Below are 20492 nucleotides of genomic sequence, written 5' to 3' on the forward strand. Positions count from 1 at the left end.
GGCCCGCCGGCGTCAGCTCAGCGCCGCCCCCAGCGCGGCCAGCAGCCGGTCGACGTCCTCGTCGTCGTTGTACGGCGCGAGGCCGATGCGAAGCCCGCCGGCGAGGCCGAGGCCGAGGTGCCGGGAGACCTCGTAGGCGTAGAAGTTCCCGGACGGCGCGTTGACGCCCGCTGCGGCGAGCCGGGTGGTGACGTCCGCCGCGTCGTGCCCGGCGAAGGTGAGCAGCAGGGTCGGCGTCCGGCGGGCCGCCCGCGAACGGACCGTCACGCCGGGCAGCTGGGCGATGCCCGCCTCGATCCGGCCGCGCAGTGCGTCCTCGTGCGCGTGCGCGGCGGCCATCGAGCGGGCCAGGCGCTCGCGCCGGGTGCCCTCGCCGGGGACCATCCCGGCCAGGGTGTCCACTGCCGCCGTGACGCCCGCCATGAGCTCGTAGGGCAGCGTGCCGAGCTCGAACCGCTCCGGGACGACGTCGGTCGCGGGCCGCAGCTTGTCCGGGCGGAGGCCCTCGAGGAGGTCGCGCCGGCCGGTGACCACGCCGCAGTGCGGCCCGAGGAACTTGTACGGGGAGCAGGTGTAGAAGTCCGCACCGAGCGCCGGCACGTCGACGAGCTCGTGCGCCGTGTAGTGCACGCCGTCGACGTACAGCAGGGCCCCGACCTCGTGCACCCGTTCGGCGATCGCCGGGAGGTCGGGCATCGTGCCGATGAGGTTCGACGCCGCGGTCACGGCCACCAGCACGGTGCGGTCGGACAGCTGCGCGGCGACGGTGTCGACGTCGAGCTCGCCGGTGGCCGGGTCGAAGTCGGCCCATCGCACCGTGGCCCCACGCCGCTCGGCCGCGATCAGCCACGGGTTGGCGTTCGCGTCGTGCTCGAGGCGGGTGATCACGACCTCGTCGCCCTCGCGCCAGGTGCTAGAGATCGCCCGAGACATCTCGAAGGTCAGCGACGTCGCGCTGCGCCCGACGACCACGGTGCCGGGGTCGACGCCGAGCAGGTCGCCGAGGGCGGCGCGGCAGGCGTGCACGATGTCGTCCGCGTTCCGCTCGGCGAGGTTGCCCCGGCCCCGGTTCGCGAGCGGGTGGACCAGCGCGTCACGGATCGCGTCGGCCACGGCGTCCGGGGTCTGCGTGCCACCGGGAGCGTCGAAGTGCGCGATCCCGTGCTGGAGTGACGAGAAGGTCGCGCGCAGCGCCGCGACGTCGAGGCTGTCCAGGGGCATGCGAGTCGTCCTCACTCGAGCGGGGGTGCGTCCCCGAGGTGGGTCGCCGGGCCCATCCTTCCGGTCCCCGCGCGCCGGTGTCTGCGCCGACGCGCGGGGACGATCCGGCTCGTGCCCGACGGATGGCTCTGCGTGCCGAGGCCGGCGGCCGGTCAGGCGACAGCCCCCGCGTCGCGGTGCCGGAAGGCCAGCATCCCGACGGCGGTGAGCGCGGCCGCAACGCCCAGCAGGATCAGCACCGGCGTGGCGGAGAACGCCTCGGCCGGGATCGCCGGGACGTGCGTGAACGGCGACAGGTTGAGCACGGTCTGTGGCAGCTCGAGCAGCGCGCCGAGCTGGCCCACCACGAGGCTGGCGGTCAGGGCGCTCCAGGCGAGCGCACCCGCCCACCGCGGGACCAGCCCGAACGCCGCGACCACGAAGCCGCCGAGCGCGAGCGCCGCCGCGGCGTTCGCCAGCCCGGCCGCGACCAGCCCGTTGATGCCGTCTGCCCAGCGTCCGGTCATCGCGCCGTAGACGACGCCGCCGGCGAGACCGGAGAGCGCGAGGATCGCGGCCGTGCCCACGAAGGCGATCGTCACGTGGCGACCCATCCAGGCCCGGCGGTGCACCGCCGTGGCGAGCACCGGTTCGAGCCGTCCGGTCGTCTCCTCGGCGCGCATCCGGAGCAGCACCTGGACGGTGTACCCGGCTGCGGCGATGCCGATGATGGCCATGGTGAGCGTGAAGTAGAGGTCGACGACGGTGCCCTGCGGGGCGAGTCGCGCGAGGATCTCGGTGAGCTGGTCGTTCTCGGCGACGAGGTCCTCGGCGCTGTCGGCGACCGACGCGAACACCGCGGTGAGCGCGACCAGGCCGCCGAGCCAGGTGAGCAGGGTGCCCCGCTGGAGCCGCCACGCCAGCCCGAGGTTCGACCCCAAGGCCGGCGCCGCGTACGCGGGTCCGGTCCGGGCGGGCACCATGCCGGCGCCGACGTCCCGATGGCCGGCGAGGGCGAACGCGACGGATGCGAGCGCGACCGTCAGGCCGACGAAGAGCCCGGCGATCCACCAGTTGTCCTCCTGGAACGGGCGCACCTGCTGCCCCCAGCCGATCGGTGACAGCCAGGACGGCCAGGCGCTGATCACCTGGACCCCGCTGTCCGCGACGTGCCCGAGGACGTCGCCGACGCCGCGCAGCAGGAACGCGGCACCGAGTGCTGCGCCGACGGCGGCGTTGGCGCCACGCGCGGTCGCGAAGACCTGCGCGGCGATCGCGGCGATGCCCGCGAAGACCCATCCGACGCCGGCGACCGCGAGCCCGGACGCCAGCGCACCGGTCAGGCCCAGGTCGCTCGCGACGAGCGCCCCGGCGACGGCGAGGCCCAGCACGACGTTCGCGCCGAGCGCGATGGCCAGCGCGGCGGACAGCCGTGCGTGCCGGCCCACCACGGCCGAGCCGAGCAGCTCGGCGCGCCCGGTCTCCTCGTCCTGGCGGGTGTGCCGGACGACGGCCTGGGCGCTCATCAGGGCGGTCAGGATCGCGAGGACCTGGTACGACTCGACCATCGACATGGCGCCGAGGTCGGTCCCGGAGGCGGGGCCGTCCATGAGCCGCGCGATCGGGTTCCCGGCCGCGTAGGTCGCGGTCGCGAGGCGCTGCGCGGCGTCGCTCATCATGGCCGTGTAGCTGGCGACCGTGGCGCCGGCCAGCCCGGCGATCGCGACGATCCAGGTGGGGAGCAGGATCCGGTCCCGGCGCAGGCCGAGGCGGATCAGCCTGGTCGTCCCGGTGAGGGTGGTCATGACTCCTCCGATCCCGCGGTGCCGGCCGTGACGAGCTCGTCGCGCCGGTGCCTGCCGTTGAGCTCGGTCCCGTAGTGCCGGAGGAACAGCTCCTCGAGCGTGGGGGGCGAGCAGGTGAGCGAGACGACTCCGCGGGGGCCGAGGTGCTCGATCACGGTGCCGAGCTGCGCGGACTCCACCTCGAGCTGGGCCGAGCGGTCGTCGTCGGCGATGACGGCGCTCACGCCGGGCAGGGTGGCGAGGTCGGTCACCGGGTGCTGCGTGGTGACGTGGACCGAGGTGCGGGTCAGGTGCCGGAGCTCGGCGAGCGTCCCGGTCTCCACCACGCGGCCCTCGCGGATGATCGAGATCCGGTCGCAGAGGGCTTCGGCCTCGGCGAGGATGTGACTGGAGAGCAGCACCGTCGCGCCGTCGTCGCGCATCTGCCGCACGACGTCCTGGAACACGGTCTCCATCAGCGGGTCCAGTCCGCTGGTCGGCTCGTCGAGCAGGAAGAGCTCGACGTCGGCTGCGAGCCCGGCGACCATCGCGACCTTCTGCCGGTTGCCCTTGGAGTAGGTGCTGCACTTCTTGGTGGGGTCGAGCTGGAAGCGCTCGACCAGCTCGTCGCGGCGGTGCCGGTCGGCCCGGCCGCGCAGCTCGCCGAGCAGGTCGATGGCCTCGCCGCCGGTGAGGTTGGGCCACAGGTGCACGTCGCCGGGGACGTAGGCGAGCCGGCGGTGCAGCGGCACGGCGTCGCGCCACGGGTCGCGTCCGAGCAGCGAGACCTCGCCGGCGTCCTTGCGCAGCAGGCCCAGCAGCACCCGGATGGTGGTCGACTTGCCGGCCCCGTTCGGGCCGAGGAAGCCGTGCACCTCCCCTCGCGTGACGGTCAGGTCGACGCCGTCCAGCGCACGGGTGCGCCCGAAGGACTTGACCAGGCTGCGGATCCGGATGACGTCGTCCATGACGGACCTCCTGCGCTGATAGTGACTGTCAATTGAATGTAACTCTCACTGAGAGTGACTGTCAATTGGTAGTGGGGGTCAGGGTCGTACCCTTGGGGGCATGACCGACCCGGGGCAGGACGACGGCCTGCGGCACCGCAAGCGGACCGCCGCCATGGCGCGGATCCAGGCCGTGGCCCTGGACCTCTTCGACGAGCGCGGCTACGAGGCGGTGACCGTCGAGCAGATCGCCGAGGCCTCCGACATCTCGCCCAGCAGCGTGTACCGCTACTTCGGGACCAAGGAGCAGATCGTCCTGCTGGGGGAGTTCGAGTTCGACGCCTCCGACGCCCGCCTCGCGACCGTCGACGCCGGCACACCGCTGGAGTTCACCCGCCAGCTGCTGCGCACCGTGATGGGTCGCCTCGTCGGCGACGACGAGCAGCGGACCCGCCGCCAGATGCGCCTGGTGATGTCCAACCCCGCGCTCGAGGTGGCCCTCGCCGGTCAGGTCTACGCCGCGTCCGAGACCCTCGGCGAGGTGTTCGCGGCGCGCCTGGAGCGCCCCACCGACGACCTCGAGGTCCAGGTGCTCTCGCACGTCGTGGTCGGCGCACTGCTCGGTGGGCTGCACCACTGGCACGGCACCGGCTTCGCCGGACCGCTGCGCGACGTGCTGGACCGGTGCCTCGACCTGCTCGAGCGCGGGCTGCAGGTCGGCGCACCGGTCACGCCGACCCCGGCACCGGGCGGAACATCGAGCCGTCCGACTCGGTTGCCGTCCAGGTGAGCACCCTCTTCTCGCCCTTGACCCTGCGTGGCACGACGATCCGGAACCGGGTGTGGGTCTCGCCGATGTGCCAGTACTCGTCGGTCGACGGCCGTCCGACCGACTGGCACCTGGTCCACCTGGGATCGTTCGCGCGGGGCGGTGCCGGGCTGGTGATGAGTGAGGCGACGGCGGTCGCTCCCGAGGGCCGGATCTCGCCGCAGGACGCCGGGATCTGGAACGACGCGCAGGCCGCCGACTACCGGCGGATCACCGACTTCATCCGCTCCCAGGGCGCGGTGCCCGCCATCCAGCTGGCCCACGCGGGGCGCAAGGCGTCGACCCGCGCGCCGTGGCTCGGCCGGGGCTACGTGCCCGTCGAGGAGGGCGGCTGGCCGACCGTCGGCGCGTCGGCGGTCGGGTACGCGGACTGGCCGGCGCCCCGCGAGCTCACCGCGGACGAGCTCGCCGCGATGCCGCAGGTGTGGGCAGACGCCGCGCGGCGTTCGCTCGACGCCGGCTTCGACGTGGCCGAGGTGCACGCCGCGCACGGCTACCTGCTGCACCAGTTCCTGTCGCCGCTGACGAACCACCGCACCGACGCCTGGGGCGGGGACCTGGCCGGCCGCAGTCGCCTGCTGCTCGACGTGGTCGACGCCGTGCGGTCGGTGTGGCCGCAGGGCAAGCCGGTCCTCGTCCGGATCAGCGCCACCGACTGGGTGGACGGCGGCCTCGACCTCGACGAGACGGAGCGGGTGGCGCAGTCGCTCGCCGACCGCGGCGTGGACCTGGTCGACGTGTCCAGCGGCGGGAACTCGCCCGACCAGCAGCTCAGCCCGAGCCCCGGCTACCAGGTGCCGTTCGCGACCCGGATCAAGGAGGCGTCCGGGCTGCCGGTCGCTGCGGTCGGGCTGATCACCGACCCGCTGCAGGCCGAGCAGATCGTCGCGTCCGGGCGTGCCGACGCGGTGTTCCTCGGCCGTGAGCTGCTGCGCGACCCGAGCTTCGCCCAGCGCGCGGCCGCGGAGCTCGGTGCGGACGTGTACTGGCCGGACCAGTATCTTCGGGCACGGGTCTGAAGCAGGATCGAGCACGCGCCGGTCCCGGTCGGGCTTGTTCTGCGAAGATGCCGGTGGGCCGCTCGGGTGTCGATGGCCGAGGGACCGGGCAGGCAGACCCGCTGCGGTTCACCGAGTGGCCCGGTGGCATGCCACCATCGGCGTGAGTGCGCGCAGACGCGAGGTGCCGCAGTCGCGGCGCGCACGACCTGAAGGAGGAGAAGTGGCACGGCCAGGCCAACGTCGGTCGGGTGCCGCGCGCACTGACGGCGGTTCCCAGCGTCGGCGCGCTCCGCGTCCCGACAGCGGTACCCAGCGCCGGCGCACCCCGCACCCGGACGAGCAGGGGCTCATCCCGGTGCTCGCCGACATCGCCCACGAGGTCGACAGCGCCGTGCGCCGACCGCCGACGCGCCCCGCGGTGCGCACGAAGTTCCAGGTCGTCGCGCTGCTGGTGCGCGAGGAACGCGCGCGGGTGATGGCCGACACCCAGTCCGAGTCGCACCGCACCAAGCAGCTCAAGCGCCTCGACGGGGTGGCGACGATGCTGGCCAAGACCGCGGCCCGGGACACCTCGTTGCTCGAGCTGCTCGCGGAGGACGCCCGGGTCTCCGACGCCGCGCTCGCCTTCAAGGCCACCGTGCTGCGCGCCGCCGGGCTCGAGGTGCCCGAGGAGCCGGCGCCCGCCCCGCCGCCCACGCCCGCCCCGGGAGCGGAGAAGCAGGTCGTGCCACGCTCGGTGATCCAGCGCCAGCTGGCGAACCCGTTCCTGGCGCCGGACTTCGAGGCCGCGGCCGAGCGGGTCGCGACGCGTGCCCGGCGGCTGGCCGGCTGGGAGCTGCTCGAGCCGCTGTTCCGGTCCTTCGAGTACGGCACCGACGGGACCCCGGCCTGCATGGCGCTGCCCGAGCCCGCCACGGTGACCACCCTCCGCGGCGCCGCGCTGATGCCGCACCAGGCCCGGGTCGTCGAGGCCGCGGCCCGCGGCCATCGCACCTTCCTGCTCGCCGACGAGCCCGGGCTCGGCAAGACCGCCCAGGCGCTGCTCGCCGCGCAGGCGGCCGACGCCTACCCGCTCCTGGTCGTGGTGCCCAACGTGGTCAAGGGGAGCTGGGCGCACGAAGCCGGCCTGTGGACGCCGGGGCGCAGGCCCACGGTGGTGCACGGCGACGGCGACCAGGTCGACGCGTTCGCGGACATCGTGATCGTCAACTACGAGCTCCTGGACCGGCACGTCGGCTGGCTCGGCGGGCTGGGGTTCCGCGGGATGGTGGTCGACGAGGCCCACTTCATCAAGAACAAGACCTCCCAGCGCTCGCAGCACGTCCTGGCGCTGTCCGAGCAGATCCGCGAGCGCACCGGTCGGCCGCTGCTCATGGCGCTGACCGGGACCCCGCTGATCAACGACATCGAGGACTTCCGCGCCATCTGGCAGTTCCTCGGCTGGATCGACGACACCATGCCCCTCGGGCGGCTGATGAAGGCGCTCGAGGAGACCGGGCTCACCCCGGCCGACCCCGGGTTCTACCGGGCCGCCCGGGCCAGCGTGATCGACCAGGGCATCGTGCGGCGCCGCAAGGTCGACGTGGTCGCCGACATCCCCGCCCGGCGGGTCGCGGACCTCCCGGTGGAGCTCGACGGCGCGGCCGGGCGTTCGATCCGCGCCGCCGAGGCCGAGCTGGCCGCCCGGCTGGTCCGGCGCTACCGGGCAGCCCTCGCGTCGCGGCCGCCCGACGAGGTGCCGGTCGGGATCGACCTCGACCTCGCGCGCAAGGTCGCGGCCGGTGAGCTCAAGGACTCCAGCTCGAAGGCCGGTGGCGAGAACGTCTTCACGATGGTCCGCCGGATCGGCCAGGCCAAGGCCGGGCTGGCCGCCGACTACGCCGCCCAGCTCGCCCACAGCGTCGGCAAGGTGGTCTTCTTCGCCAAGCACATCGACGTCATGGACGAGGCGGAGCGCGCCTTCGAGCAGCGCGGCCTGCGCTACGCCTCGATCCGCGGCGAGCAGACCCGCAAGGCGCGTGAGAAGAACATCGCGGCGTTCACCGACGACCCGGACGTGCAGATCGCGGTCTGCTCGCTGATGGCCGCCGGCGTCGGGCTGAACCTGCAGGTCGCGTCGAACATGGTGCTCGCCGAGCTGTCCTGGACCGACGCCGAGCAGACCCAGGCGATCGACCGGATCCACCGGATCGGCCAGACCGAGCCCGTGACCGCGTGGCGGATCATCGCCGCGCAGACCATCGACTCCCGGATCGCCACGCTGATCGACAGCAAGGCCGGGCTCGCCGGGCGTGCGCTCGACGGGCTGCCGGAGGAGGAAGGGGAGTCGTCCACGGACGTGCAGCTCGAGGCGCTGGTCGGGCTGCTCACGGACGCGCTCGCCGCGGAGGGCGTGGGCTGAGCCGGCGATCGGTGGCGGCGTCGGACCCGTCGGAGGGCCGAGGCCTGCGGGTGACCGTGGCCGGCGGACGGCGGCTCGTCAGCGAACTCGCCGCACCCGGCCCTCGTGCCACACGGGTTCGTCGGACTCGGTGACCTCGCCGTCCGCGCCGAAGACCAGGAAGCGGTCGAACCCGCGCGCGAACCACCGGTCGTGCGTGACCGCGAGGACGGTGCCCTCGAACGCGGCCAGCCCGGTCTCGAGCGCCTCAGCGCTCTGCAGGTCGAGGTTGTCGGTCGGCTCGTCGAGCAGCAGGAGGGTCGCGCCGGACAGCTCCAGCAGCAGGATCTGGAACCGCGCCTGCTGGCCGCCGGAGAGCGTCTCGAACCGCTGCTCGCCGGACCGCGCGAGCTCGTAGCGGTCGAGCACGCGCGCGGCCTGCTCGCGCGGGAGCCCGGTCCGGTGGTCATCGCCGCGGTGCAGGATCTCCAGCAGCGTGCGGCCGACGAGCTCGGGGTGGTCGTGGGTCTGCACGAACCAGCCGGGACGCACGCGGGCGCCGAGCCGCGCACGGCCTGAGTGCGGCACCGGCGTGGGCGGTACGTCGCCGACCGGGAGGTGCTCGCGCTCCGGGTCGGTGCCGCCGCCGGCGAGCAGCCGCAGGAAGTGCGACTTGCCCGACCCGTTCGAGCCGAGCACCGCGACCCGCTCGCCGTACCAGACCTCCAGGTCGAACGGCCGCATGAGCCCGGTGAGCCCGAGGTCCTCGCACACCACGGCGCGCTTGCCGGTGCGGCCGCCGCCCAGGCGCATCCGCACCCGCTGCTCACGAGGCTGCTCGGTCGGCGGCCCGGCCTCCTCGAACTTGCGGAGCCGGGTCTGCGCGGCCTGGTAGCGGCTCGCCATGCCGTCGTTGTAGGCGGCCCTCTGCTTGTACATCGCGACGAGGTTGCGGAGCTTCGTGTGCTCCTCGTCCCAGCGCCGACGCTGCTCCTCGAACCGCGCGAAGCGGTCCTCGCGGGCCTCGTGGTAGCTCGCGAACCCTGCGGGGTGCGTCCACACCAGGTTCCCTGCCGCGCCCAGCTCGACGGTCACGATCCGGGTCGCGGTGTTGGCGAGCAGCTCGCGGTCGTGCGAGACGAACAGGATCGTCTTGGCGGACTCGCGGATCCGTTCCTCGAGCCAGGCCTTGCCGGGTACGTCGAGGTAGTTGTCCGGCTCGTCGAGGAGCAGCACCTCGTCGGGGCCGCGCAGCAGGTACTCCAGGGCCAGCCGCTTCTGCTCGCCGCCGCTCAGGGTGCCGAGCGAGCGGTACTTCGCGCGGTCGAACGGGACCCCCATCGCGGCCGTGGTGCACACGTCCCAGACCACCTCGAGGTCGTACCCGCCGGCCTCGGCGTACTCGGCGAGCGCCGTGGCGTAGCGCAGCTGGGTCGCCTCGTCGTCGGTCTCCATGAGCGCGAGCTCGAGGTCGTCGACGGCGGCCTGCGCCGCGCGGACCCGGTCCGGGGCCAGGGAGAGCAGGAGGTCCGCGACCGTCTGGTCGTCGCCGCCGTGGCCCACGAGCTGGCGCATCACGCCGAGGCCGCCCGAGCGCGTCACGGCCCCGGCGTGCGCGGCGACCTCGCCGGTCACGATGCGGAGGAGGGTGGTCTTGCCTGCGCCGTTGGCGCCGACCAGGGCCACCTTGGCGCCGTCGCCGACCCGGAACGCGACGTCGTCCAGCAGGACTCGGCCGTCGGGGAGCTCGTAGCGGATGCCGGCGAGCTCGACGTGACCCATGAGGGGAGAGTCTGGCGCGGCGGGTGGGCGGGGCCCAAGGGGATAGTCGCGGTTGCCTGGTGGCCCGGCGCGACTAGGGCCGCGCTACGAGAGTCGTTCGAAGACCATCGTCGCCTGGATCCGGTCTCCGCCGCCGAGGCCCGAGCTTCCTGACGCCGCCGTGCTGATCGTGTGCAGCCGGTACCCAAGTGAAGCCTGCCTGTTGATCACGGACTCCAGCTCGGTCAGGTTCCCCGAGCCTGTTCCCCAGAACTTCTCCTTGAGGACTACCTGAAGCACGACGTAGGCCGCACCCTGCGGAGCCGGCCGGGGCCGGCCTCCGGACGTCGCGTCGGCCTCGATCCTCGCGATCATGCCACCCAGACCACCCGGCGTCGTGGGTGGCGGCTGGACGTGCTCCGTCCAGTTCTGCCCGTCGAACCACCGGATCGTGCCGGATCCGTCGTCGTACCACCCCGCCTGGGTCTCAGCCAAGGCAACCTCGAATTCGTCCGATGCCGATCAAGCTCCTGCCGCGGGCAGCCTTCCACAGTTCAGGCGTGTGCCCGTGGCGCCGGCGCGTCGTGGCGCCACTCTGGCTCGACCCGTCCGGGGGTGCAGAGCGTGAGGCGCCCCGCCGAGGCTGCGAGACGCCCCGACCCACCAACGCCGAAGGGCCCGCCACCCACGTCGCCGCAGGTCACGGGCCCTTCGTCACATCCAAGAGCGGAGGATGGGGGATTCGAACCCCCGAGGGCTGTTAACCCAACACGCTTTCCAAGTGGCCTGGAGGGGTGTCGGGCGGGTACGGGCGGATGTGTTCGCGCAGGTCAGCGGCGTGCGCGGACGGAGGCGGCAGGACGCGGCAGGGTCGGTCTGGAGACAGACTGCTACCGAAACTGCTACCGGGGGAAGTCGGACGTCAGCCCAGCTCGACTCGCAGAATCCGCCCGTCGAGGAGCCCGATGGCGAGCCGGCTGTCTCCGAGTGTGCCTACCGACAGCGGCACGACGGGGTACGTGTCGATGTGGAGCTCGGTGGACTCGTGGAGTGCACCTGTCGCGGCGTCGGCGAGCACGAGCCATCCGTTGACCGTGGTGACGGCCATGACGCCGTCCACCTCGACGGCGCCCGTCGCGGTGCCGGGTAGGTCTAGCGTCCAGCGCGGCGTGCCGTCGGGGTAGCTGCGCCGGATTGCGAACGGGCTGTGCTTCCCTGAGTACGCGTGGACCTCGCCGCAGTGGATGACGGCGGACCCTAGTGCGTCGTCTACGAACACGCCCGGACCGCCGAACAGGTGACGCTGCTTTGGTCCCTGCCAGTCGAGGGGGAAGAGTCGTTCGAGCGCACGTCCGTCGGCTCGAACGACGACGCGCGCCACCCACTTGTCGAGGTGGGCTTCCCCGCCCTTGCCGCTCAGGATCAGGATGTCAGGCGCGCCGGCGATGTCGAACCAGTGGTTGAACAGGTCGTACCGAGTCAGTGGCATGCTGCCCACGGCGCGCCCGTTCAAGTCGATCATGAGGCCGTCTGGGGCGCCTCCGCCCATTGAGACCGGCCGGAGGAGGGAGTACCCGCCTCGCGATGCGACGACTACGGAGGCGCACTCTCGAGTGACCGAGTTCAGGATGGTGCCTGTTTCGACGTCGACGACGTGGTGTTGAGACTCACGCCGGTAGCCGTATGAGTCCTCCGATGGTGGGCTGATCTCGATGGTCGCCATGAGCGTCGTCTCGGTGAGCGCCTTCAACTGCCGCCCAGCCCCGGCGGTCGGCGTCCGCCACATAGGCAGAGGTCCGCCCGACGGGTCCCAGCGCTCCGCCGCGACGCCCTCGCACGCGGCGATCACTGATCCGTCGGAACGTCCTGCGACGCTCCAGACCGCCCGTCTGGGGGCCCACGACCGACCACCGCGAGCAGCGACGCGCTCTAGATCGGAGCGGGCGGCGTCGAGGTCCGGCTTCGGATAGTCGAATGGGACGGGATCCCCGGTGGTGCCGGAGAGGTCGAGCGCTCGCTCGCCGATATCATCCCAGGCCGCCTCCAGCTCGAAGGACTCGGCGGTGAGACCCTCCCAGTCGTCGGCAAGGTCGTCGGTAGGTGGCGCGAGCGCGACCGCGAGGCGGGTGTCGTCGAGCCAGCGGACGGTGCATACCTGGCGCTCGTGGCGCAGGGCGCTCGTCTGCTGTCCCCGGTCGAGGTTGAGAATGACCAGTTCGCCCTCGAACATGTAGCCGCCGTCGTGGGAGCCGGTGCCGACGGCCACGAGCGTCCCCGATGGGTGAATGGCGACGTCGTTTGCCGGCCAACGGATTGTCGCCACCTGCCGGCACGCCAGAGTGCCGCGGTCATAGACGCCGACCCGAGCGTGAGCATGCTTCGCACGGCCGTCTCCGAACCACAGCGAGTAGCCGAGGTCCCCTGCAATGACGAGGAAGTCGTGTGCGGGATCGTCAACCACGAGCGTTGGCTCACCGATCTCAGCGAACGGCTGGTCCGCGAGCACGTCGATGTAGTGAAGGGGCACGGAGCCGATTCTGGCGGTTGCCAGCGCGCGGCGGCAGGTGGCGCACGCTCTCGTGATCCGCCGCGTCAGCTTCGAATCTCGCCAATCCGCGTGCCCCATTCGCCGCGTGCGCGCTACCTTCCCGAGCGACATGGACTACTCGGAGGCCGGGCTCAGCGGGCATGACTGGCTGTCGGATGACGGTTGGGCGGACCCGGACTCGCTCCTGGGGCAGCTTCAGCGGGGGCGGGGCATTGGCCTTCAGCGGGCGCTTTCCGCCAGGGCTGCCGACGCCGTCTTGATGTGTTTCGGGCAGAACGCACGATGGGACCGTCAGCTGGAGGAACGCGGCTGGTACATGGCCCGCCTCGTGCGTGAACTCGAGATCCCGCTCGCCGAACTGCCGTGGGACGCCGCAGCGTCGGAGATGGCGGACTCCGTGGTGTTCGACGCGCTCCTTGAGCTTTCCGCCCATGGCTCCGCGGAAGCGGCCGCGATGCTTCACGCGCATGTGCTGCAGGCGCCTGGCGACCAGGTCGGGGAGCTCGCCCTTGCTCTGTGGATCGGCGGTGGGCCGGCCGCCCGCGACGGTCTCGGCGAACTTGTTCTCGGGCGTCTCGACGATGCCGCCCTCGCGGAGGCCGCGTGGCCAGGGGACGACGGGCCGTGGGCCGCGTGGAGCGCCGACCCGCGGGTCGCCGCGGCGTTGGAGGCTCGTCGGCAGGAGGAGGTCTCGCGTGTTCGTGGGCCTCGGGCGGCGAAGCCGCAGCTCAACGGCGAGACGCTCGACGTTCTCATGGACCTTGCCACCGGGGACGCGCCCGACGTGCGGCAGAGGGCTGCGGTTCGCGAGCTCGTGCGACGAGGCGAGACGAGCGCGCTCGACCTTCTTGAGCGGCTCGACCTGCGCCGCCCCTCAGGCTGGGCACCGCACCTCACACCGATCGCAAACGGGCTCGGCCCGAAGGCTCTGCCGCGCGCCCGACGCTGGCTGACGTCAAGCGACCCGTACCTCGAGCGCGTCGCCCAAGGGATCGTCGCCGACCACGGCGTCGACGAGGACGTGCCGACGATCGTCGACCTGTTCGAGACCGCCGCCGCGTCAGGCGACTGGCTGATCACGGAACCGCTGGCAGATGCGTTCGGCCGTCTTGGGGTGACGGCGGCTCGTGAGGCCCTTCTCCAGGCGTGGGCGAGCACCCAGCACTCGCACGCGCGGGCGGCCTACCTCCGTGCGCTCCACGACGTCGGGTCGCCCGAGGCCGCCGAGCTGGTCGCGGAGGCCACCGACGACTGCGAGAGCGAGGTCCGAGAAGTCGCATCGGCAATCAGCTGAGCATGCGCTCGCTCGGTATGTCACCCCGCGTCGCCGCGCCGGCTACCTACGGAGGTCTCAGCTGGATCCGGACCGTCGCCGCCACTCATCGTGCTCTCGCTCGCGCACCGCGATGTCGCGCGCGTGAACCACCTCGACCAGGGCTTCGAACCCTTCGCTGCGCGCGAAGCAGGCCGCATGCACGAGTCGCTGGGGAGACCCGCGGAGGTCCTCGACGAATGGCACCCAGCTCGACGCCCAGCCTCGTGACGGATCGAAGTCAGGGTGGTGCGACGCAACGCCAGGTCCCGCGGGGTCGATTTCGCCCGCGCAGAGCGGACAGGTCAGCGCGCTCACGGCCCAACCCTCCCATGGGCGAGTGACCGGATCCCGCGACCGTTTTCGACAACGATGGTTGTCATCGGGGGCGCATGACACATCTGGCACCACGCCTCGGCGAAGTCTCGTCGGGCCCGCGCGGGACATCCTCCGTCGGACCGCGTGGGGCCTGCGACGCGCGCCCGGCAACCGGCATGCTCGAGGTCGTGGACTCTTGCTGCGTGCAATGCGGTCGCGCGCTGGATCAGCATGACCGGCAGGTGCGGTTCAGGCTGCCTGACCCCGTTCTCAGCGCGTTCGGCGGCGCGCTTCCCGATGACGCGTGGCTCGACGCCCCCGACCCATCGGTTGCGGTGATGATGCAGGTGCCGAGGCTCGGCGCCTTCGTGCGGGTCTTGGCGCCGATCCCGCTCTCGGGTGGCTTCTCGGTGACGTTCGGAGCCTGGCTGGGCGTTCACCCGGACGACCTACAGCGCGCATTTCGGGTTTGGCACGCGCCCGCGTACGCCGATCTCGACCTCGATGGTCGCCTCGCGAACGACCTGCTCGACCGCGGCGTGCTCGGGGCCCCCGCTCGCGCGACGGTCCTCAATGTCCTGCACACCCCCTACGTCACCACCTCGACCGATGAACGCCTGGTCGAGCTGTTGCGTGGCCCGTCCGATCACGACGACGTGCTGAGTCACCTGCCTGCCTAGACGCCCGGGCTGCTCGCGCTTGAGCCCTGACGGCCTGACGCGGTTCTGAGTGTGCCGGTCGCAGCCTGACGCGGTGCGGCGTCAGCCTGACGCAGGTTCGGATCGCGAGCCCCCCTTGCCTGACGCGCGCGCCTGACCGGCGGCGACAGCCTGCGCTGGGGCGCGAGCGCGTGCGGCGCGGCTTCCCCGCCGCGTCCAGCGCCCCAGGCCTCTGAGGCCTCGTAGCCCTACCCGTCCGGCCGGAGGGCTCCACGTCCCGGCGGAGCCAGGCACATCCATCTCGGTCGTGTTCTCGCACACGTACATGCAGGGGCCTGTTGCACAGCCGGAGAGGAGGCGGCCGCCCACATCCACACGAAGACGTCACCGCACCGGGTCCACAGACCTGCGCCATGCCTCTTGCCCCCGCGACACGCGCCGGACTCGATGGATCCGGGCGGGCCATCCCGCCGCACCGTAGGAGGAGCACCGCCATGGCAGAGAACGCCGACCACGTCGAGACCCCGCGCCTCATGCTCACAATCCCCGAGGCCGCGCGACGCCTCTCGATCGGCCGCAGCTTCATCTACCGGCTGATCGTGGCCGGCGAGCTGGAGACCGTTCAGCTCGGCCGGCTGCGCCGCGTGCCGTTCGACTGCCTGGTCGAGTACGTCGAGCGCCTGCGCCGCGAGCAGAACCCCGACGCCGAGCGTTGACCGATGGGCACCCGTGCCGCGAACAACCGTTCCTCGGTGTTCCAGAGCACCACCGATGGTCGCTGGTACGGCTTCGTCACGATGGGCACCAAGCCCGACGGCTCGGCCGACCGCCGCAAGCGCAGCGGCCGCACCCAGGCCGAGGTGACTCGCAAGGTCCGCGAGCTGGAGAGGCTCCGCGACGAGAACGCCAAGGTCGCCGCCGGACGGTCGCCGCGGCTGTCCGAGTGGCTGGAGGACTGGCTCAAGGCGTCGGCGCTCCGCGTCCGGCCGAGCTCGCTGTACGGGTACACCACCGACGTCCGGGCGCACATCAGTCCAGCCATCGGCAAGCACCGAGTGTCGGACCTTGAGCCCGAGCACGTCGAGTACCTCTACACGGTGCTGCTCGCCAAGGGCCTGAACGTCGGGACCGTGCACCACGTACGCCGCACGCTGAACAAGGCGCTCAACGACGCGGTGCGCCGCCAGCGCATCCCGCGCAACCCGGTCACGCTCGCTCACACGCCGCGGTACGACGCCCCGGAGATCGACCCGCTGACGGTCGCCGAGGCGCGCACCCTGGTTGCGGCCGCCCACGACGAGCCGAACGGCGTCGCGTTCATGCTCGCGATCTCCCTCGGCCTGCGTCGCGGGGAGGTGCTCGGGCTGTCGTGGGCCGACATCGACCTGGAGCGCGGCCAGCTGCGCGTGCGCCAGCAGCTCGAGCGCCGACGCTGGCGGCACGGGTGCGACGACCCCGAACGGTGCGACGAGAAGCCCGCGAAGTGCCCTGAGCGCCGCGACGGCGGACTGGTGCTCGCTGAGCCCAAGACCCGGCAATCGCGGCGGACGCTGCCGCTCCCGCCGCAACTTGTCGAGGCGTTGCTCCAGCACCGGCTCGCCCAGCGCAAGGCTCGGATCTACGCCGGTTCCGAGTGGCACGAGCAGGGCCTCGTGTTCACCACCGTCACCGGCCGCCCGATCGACCCGCGCGACCACTCGGTGCACTGGGTCCAGTTCCTCGAACGCGCCGGGGTGCGGCCGGCGAGGCTGCACGACGCTCGGCACACGGCCGCGACGCTGCTGCTCGTCCAAGGCGTCGACCAGCGTGTCGTCATGGACATGCTCGGCTGGACCTCGCCGACGATGACGGCGCGGTATCAGCACGTCGTGCCTGGACTCGTCGAAGAGGCGAACCGGCGGATGAGCGAACTCCTTTGGGACGATGCGTCCGCCTCGCAGCCCGACATCACCCTGTGAGGCGCTTCCGCGTGTCAGGCATCCCGCTTACACTTTTTTCGAATAGGAGGTGCGACGTGGTTTCGCAGTCGGCTGGTGTTGGGGCAAGTACCTATCTCGCTGAGTCTCGCGAGCTCGCGGAGATCGTGGACCTGGTGTCTGCGCTCAGCGCGCGTGGCGTCGCAGTGCCGGAGGCGGGGCCCGCGCTGGTCGACGCTGATGGCCGACGTGTTGAGCTCCCGCGTCCAGTCTTCGAGGCGCTTCGCCAGGTAGTCACCGCCATGGCGAACGGTCAGGGCGTGACGATCGCGCCCCACAACGCGATGTTGACCACTCAGGAGGCGGCGGACTTCCTGGGTATCTCACGCCCGACCCTGGTGCGGCTCTTGGAGGACGACTTGATCCCCTACGAGATGCGAGGCCGGCATCGGCGGGTCATGCTCGCCAGTCTGCTCGCCTACCTTGATCGAGCCAAGGCGGACCGGCGGGGTGCCTTGGAGGCGATGGCCCGCGAAGGTGAGGACGCGGGCCTCTACGACATGGACCCTGAGCCGCCGTCGCGTTCGGTCTGAGGCATGGCCTTCCCGGTTGTACTCGACACGAACGTCCTATTCGGCGCCTACCTCTGCGACACGGTCCTGCGCCTCGCCGAAGCGGGCACGTTCCGGCCGCTGTGGTCGACGGACATCCTGAGCGAGCTCGAGCGGAACCTTGTCGGGCGAGGCGTCGCGGCCGACCGAGCCGCTCGGCGGACCCAGCACATGTCTCGAGCGTTCCCAGACGCGATGGTGACTGGGTACGAGCCGCTGATCGGATCGATGACCTGCGACCCCAAGGACAGGCACGTCCTTGCCGCGGCAGTGCGTGCGAATGCCGAGTTGCTGGTGACCTTCAATCTCAGCGACTTCCCGGCAGAGGCGACGAGTCCGTACGACATCACCGTGACGCACCCGGATGAGTTCCTGCTCGATCAGCTGGACCTATACCCAGGCGCAACCGTGCGCGCGCTCCAGGACCAGATCGCCGCCTACTCGCGGCCCGGCATGAGCATCGATGGCTTGCTCGCGCATCTCGCGCGGGCGAGCGTCCCGAGATTCGCAAGCGAGGTGCGGCGACACCTCTAGGGCGTGTCAGCGCCTCCCTCCGACCTCGTGGTGCCAACGCAGCGTCGGCGGAAGACGTACGAACGATCGTGTCGAGAGAGCCAGGCGCGGGCCAGAGTTCGACGAGGTACGTGTCGACCACACCGTCGGCGAACTCGCCGTCACGCCCGGCGTCTCGGCCCCTGGCGCTGACCCGGACGCGGTACGTCCCGGGCGCGAGATCGAGCGTGCCATGGTTCTCGAACGCCCATGAGCTCCAGATCGGAGAGGCTGCGACGGGGACGGTCGCCGAGACTTCGACGACGTCCTCCCAGTCGTCGCCCGGTTCACCGGGTGGCACGTCGCGCACCATGATCCGCACTGCCGAGCCGCCGGAGCGGCGGGCGAGGTTGAGGTAGAGCCCGTCGCCGGCGGCTGCGCCGACGAGGCCGTTGATCTGCCCGGCGAAGAACTTGTCGAAGTCTCCGTCGAAGCCGGTGTCACCGGTCCAGGAGATGTCGAGCTGCCCGTAGTCAGTGAACACGACACCGTCGAACAGCACTGCTGCCATGGCGGTGATTGTTCCGGTCCGGGGCCGGCGACTGCTACCACAACTGCTACCGCGCCCCGCAGCCCCACCCGCCCCCGCCAACGCCGAAGGGCCCGCCACCCACGTCGCCGCAGGTCACGGGCCCTTCGTCACGTCCAAGAGCGGAGGATGGGGGATTCGAACCCCCGAGGGCTGTTAACCCAACACGCTTTCCAAGCGTGCGCCATAGGCCACTAGGCGAATCCTCCAGGCCGGACGAGGATACCGGACCGCCCGGTGAACGCCGAACCCCTTCAGCATGACGGGCGGCCGGTATCCGCGTCCGTGCCCTCATCGGCTGGTGCTCGGCGGCCCTGAGGAGAAGTCCGCGACGCGCTGCTGACGATCCGTCACCTACCCGAGCACCAGCTCCACCACCTACCCGAGCACGAGCTCCACCAGCTCCGCAGGATCCCGCGCCACGGCGATCGCCCCCGCCGCCTCGAGCTCGCCCGGCGCCGCGTACCCCCACGCGACTCCGAGGCACGCGAGCCCGTGCGCGGCGGCACCGAGCACGTCGTGCGACCGGTCGCCGACCATCACCACGTCGGCGTCGGCCTCCGCGCCGAGCGCCTCGAGCGCGAGCGCGATGATGTCCGCCTTCGCGCCGACCCGGCCGTCGAGGGTCGCGCCGGCGATGTGCTCGAACCAGCCGTCGAGCTCGAAGTGCTCGAGGATCCGGCGGGCGTACGGCTCGGGTTTGGACGTCGCGACGGCGAGCCGCAGCCCCGCGTCCCGCATCGCGGCAAGAGCCTCGGGGATCCCGTCGTAGACCCGGTTCTCGAACATGCCGGTCGGCGCGAAGTACTCGCGGTACCCGGCCACGGCGTCGTCGAGCCGCTCGGCCGGGACGCCGAGGTCGGCGAACACGTCGCGCAGCGGCGGGCCGATGCACGCGTGCCGTCGCTCCGCGGGGACGGGCGGCAAGCCCAGGCTCGCCATCGCGTGGTCGTACGAGGCGAGGATCCCCACCTGCGGGTCGGTCAGGGTCCCGTCGAGGTCCAGCAGCACGATCCGCATCGCCCCAGTCTGCCCGGCTGCTGCACAGCCGCCACCGAGGCGGCGAGTCGCGGGCCGTTGCCGCGATCTCGGGGCCGGGAGCGCGCGGGGGTGTCGCCGCCCTGCCTACCCTGGCGGGCGTGCGAGATCTCGTGGCCGAGTGGTCCGGCGAGGCCTTCCGCGCCCAGGCCGCGGCGTGGATCGACGACGCGCTCGCGTCGGTGCGTCCCAGCGTCCGCCGGACCGGCCCGCTCAGCCCGCACAAGGTCCGGTTCTGGGCCGCCGTCTTCGGGGTACCGACCTCCGGCGGGCGCCTCTGGTTCAAGGTGGCGAACCCCGGCCAGGCGTTCGAGGGCGCGCTGCTCGCAGCGCTCGCGGAGCTGGCCTCCGGCAGCGTGATCGCGCCGATCGCCGTGGACGTCACTAGCGACTGGTGGCTGCTCCCGGACGGTGGCCCAACCCTTGCCGACCGCGGAGTCGCCGACCCCTGGCCGGCGCTCGTCGCCCAGGCTGCAGACCTCCAGCGCACCACCGCCACGCACCGCGACCGCTTCCCGATGCTGCCTCGCCTCGGCACATCCGACGCGACCGCGTGGGCCCGCGCGACCCTCGCTGACCTCGCCGCGCTCCCCGCGTCCGACCCGCAGCACGTCCCCCCGGCTCAGGCGGATCGGCTCGCCGCGCACCTCCCGGAGCTCGAGGCCGACCTCGCCTTGCTCGACGACCTCGGCCTGCCCGAGACCGTGCAGCTCAACGACACCAACCCGCGCAACGCCTGCTGGTCCGGCGACCCCGGCGACCGGCTGCGCTACTTCGACGTGGGCGACGCGTTCTGGTCGCACCCGTTCGGCGTCCTGCACCTGCCGGTGCGGCTCGCCGTGGGGGTGGGCCTCTCCGCGCCGCGCCCCACGGGCCCGGCCGCCGACGCCGTGGTCGAGGCCTACCTGAGCCGCTGGCCCGAGGTGCCGCGCGAGCGCTGGTCCGACGTGCTGCGCGCCGCCGACCGGCTCGGCGCCGTGCACCGCGCAGCGTCGTGGCTGCGGCTCCTCGCACCGGTCGACCCGGAGCGCCTGGGCGTCCCCACGCCGCGGATCGTCGACTGGATCGCCGGTGCGCTGGTCCCAGAACCGCCCGCGTAGGGTTGGC

Annotated in this window: 18 protein-coding genes and 1 tRNA gene; 10 read left to right on the forward strand and 9 right to left on the reverse strand. The window is 72.1% G+C overall.

The features are described from left to right. Positions 1-12: 12 nt before the first annotated feature. The 3 genes from OEB99_RS02265 to OEB99_RS02275 form a co-directional block, all read right to left on the reverse strand. A complete protein-coding gene (locus tag OEB99_RS02265) occupies positions 13-1221 on the reverse strand; it encodes a cysteine desulfurase-like protein (protein WP_263508046.1) in 1209 nt (402 codons plus the stop codon). 152 nt (positions 1222-1373) lie between these two features. Then, a complete protein-coding gene (locus tag OEB99_RS02270; RefSeq protein WP_263508047.1) occupies positions 1374-3005 on the reverse strand; it encodes an ABC transporter permease in 1632 nt (543 codons plus the stop codon). Further along, positions 3002-3952, reverse strand: a complete 951-nt coding sequence (locus OEB99_RS02275; RefSeq protein ID WP_263508048.1) for an ABC transporter ATP-binding protein — start codon at positions 3950-3952, stop codon at positions 3002-3004. Before OEB99_RS02275 ends, OEB99_RS02270 begins: the two co-directional genes overlap by 4 nt. Positions 3953-4052: 100 nt before the next feature. On the opposite strand from OEB99_RS02275, the gene OEB99_RS02280 reads away from it, so the two are divergent. The 3 genes from OEB99_RS02280 (at position 4053) to OEB99_RS02290 (ending at position 8162) form a co-directional block, all read left to right on the forward strand. Further along, complete coding sequence (locus tag OEB99_RS02280; protein ID WP_263508049.1) at positions 4053-4721, forward strand: TetR/AcrR family transcriptional regulator; 669 nt, start codon at positions 4053-4055, stop codon at positions 4719-4721. Beyond that, the gene (locus OEB99_RS02285; protein ID WP_263508050.1) at positions 4718-5779 is read left to right on the forward strand and encodes an NADH:flavin oxidoreductase/NADH oxidase; all 1062 of its coding nucleotides are present in this window, start codon (positions 4718-4720) and stop codon (positions 5777-5779) included. The genes OEB99_RS02280 and OEB99_RS02285 overlap by 4 nt, the downstream gene beginning before the upstream one ends. A 202-nt stretch (positions 5780-5981) precedes the next feature. Beyond that, on the forward strand, positions 5982-8162 hold the full coding sequence (locus tag OEB99_RS02290; RefSeq protein WP_411910642.1) for a DEAD/DEAH box helicase: 2181 nt from the start codon (positions 5982-5984) through the stop codon (positions 8160-8162). A gap of 78 nt (positions 8163-8240) precedes the next feature. Here OEB99_RS02290 and OEB99_RS02295 read toward each other — a convergent pair whose 3' ends face one another. The 3 genes from OEB99_RS02295 to OEB99_RS02305 form a co-directional block, all read right to left on the reverse strand. Continuing rightward, positions 8241-9923 (reverse strand): ABC-F family ATP-binding cassette domain-containing protein, encoded by a 1683-nt coding sequence (locus OEB99_RS02295; RefSeq protein ID WP_263508051.1) that lies wholly within the window; start codon positions 9921-9923, stop codon positions 8241-8243. 84 nt (positions 9924-10007) lie between these two features. After that, positions 10008-10397, reverse strand: a complete 390-nt coding sequence (locus OEB99_RS02300) for a DUF2510 domain-containing protein (protein WP_263508052.1) — start codon at positions 10395-10397, stop codon at positions 10008-10010. Between the two features lie 427 nt (positions 10398-10824). Further along, a complete protein-coding gene (locus OEB99_RS02305) occupies positions 10825-12429 on the reverse strand; it encodes a hypothetical protein (protein WP_263508053.1) in 1605 nt (534 codons plus the stop codon). Between the two features lie 130 nt (positions 12430-12559). On the opposite strand from OEB99_RS02305, the gene OEB99_RS02310 reads away from it, so the two are divergent. Further along, positions 12560-13744, forward strand: a complete 1185-nt coding sequence (locus OEB99_RS02310; RefSeq protein WP_263508054.1) for a HEAT repeat domain-containing protein — start codon at positions 12560-12562, stop codon at positions 13742-13744. Positions 13745-13801: 57 nt separating this feature from the next. On the opposite strand, the gene OEB99_RS02315 is transcribed toward OEB99_RS02310, so the two are convergent. Then, positions 13802-14080 carry a hypothetical protein gene (locus OEB99_RS02315; protein ID WP_263508055.1) on the reverse strand — a complete coding sequence of 93 codons (279 nt, stop codon included), beginning with the start codon at positions 14078-14080 and terminating at the stop codon, positions 13802-13804. 176 nt (positions 14081-14256) lie between these two features. On the opposite strand from OEB99_RS02315, the gene OEB99_RS02320 reads away from it, so the two are divergent. The 5 genes from OEB99_RS02320 (at position 14257) to OEB99_RS02340 (ending at position 17800) form a co-directional block, all read left to right on the forward strand. After that, positions 14257-14760 (forward strand): DUF2199 domain-containing protein, encoded by a 504-nt coding sequence (locus OEB99_RS02320; protein WP_263508056.1) that lies wholly within the window; start codon positions 14257-14259, stop codon positions 14758-14760. A gap of 473 nt (positions 14761-15233) precedes the next feature. Then, positions 15234-15455 (forward strand): helix-turn-helix domain-containing protein, encoded by a 222-nt coding sequence (locus tag OEB99_RS02325; RefSeq protein ID WP_263508057.1) that lies wholly within the window; start codon positions 15234-15236, stop codon positions 15453-15455. Between the two features lie 3 nt (positions 15456-15458). After that, positions 15459-16697: a tyrosine-type recombinase/integrase gene (locus OEB99_RS02330; protein WP_263508059.1), complete on the forward strand. Its 1239-nt coding sequence runs from the start codon at positions 15459-15461 to the stop codon at positions 16695-16697. A 56-nt stretch (positions 16698-16753) separates the two neighbouring features. After that, a complete protein-coding gene (locus OEB99_RS02335; protein ID WP_263508060.1) occupies positions 16754-17248 on the forward strand; it encodes a helix-turn-helix domain-containing protein in 495 nt (164 codons plus the stop codon). Positions 17249-17251: 3 nt separating this feature from the next. After that, entirely contained in the window at positions 17252-17800 is a 549-nt protein-coding gene (locus OEB99_RS02340; RefSeq protein WP_263508061.1) for a PIN domain-containing protein, read from the forward strand. Between the two features lie 670 nt (positions 17801-18470). Here the strand turns inward: OEB99_RS02340 and OEB99_RS02345 are convergent. Together OEB99_RS02345 and OEB99_RS02350 are read right to left on the reverse strand one after the other, a co-directional pair. Further along, positions 18471-18556: transfer RNA gene (locus tag OEB99_RS02345), tRNA-Ser, on the reverse strand. Between the two features lie 169 nt (positions 18557-18725). Beyond that, positions 18726-19367, reverse strand: coding sequence for an HAD-IA family hydrolase (locus tag OEB99_RS02350; protein ID WP_263508062.1), 642 nt, complete (start codon positions 19365-19367; stop codon positions 18726-18728). A gap of 119 nt (positions 19368-19486) precedes the next feature. Between OEB99_RS02350 and OEB99_RS02355 the strand changes: the two genes are divergently transcribed. After that, on the forward strand, positions 19487-20485 hold the full coding sequence (locus OEB99_RS02355; protein WP_263508063.1) for a hypothetical protein: 999 nt from the start codon (positions 19487-19489) through the stop codon (positions 20483-20485). The last annotated feature ends 7 nt before the right edge of the window (positions 20486-20492 follow it).

The sequence above is a fragment of the Actinotalea endophytica genome (assembly GCF_025717005.1).
Lineage (GTDB): Bacteria > Actinomycetota > Actinomycetes > Actinomycetales > Cellulomonadaceae > Actinotalea.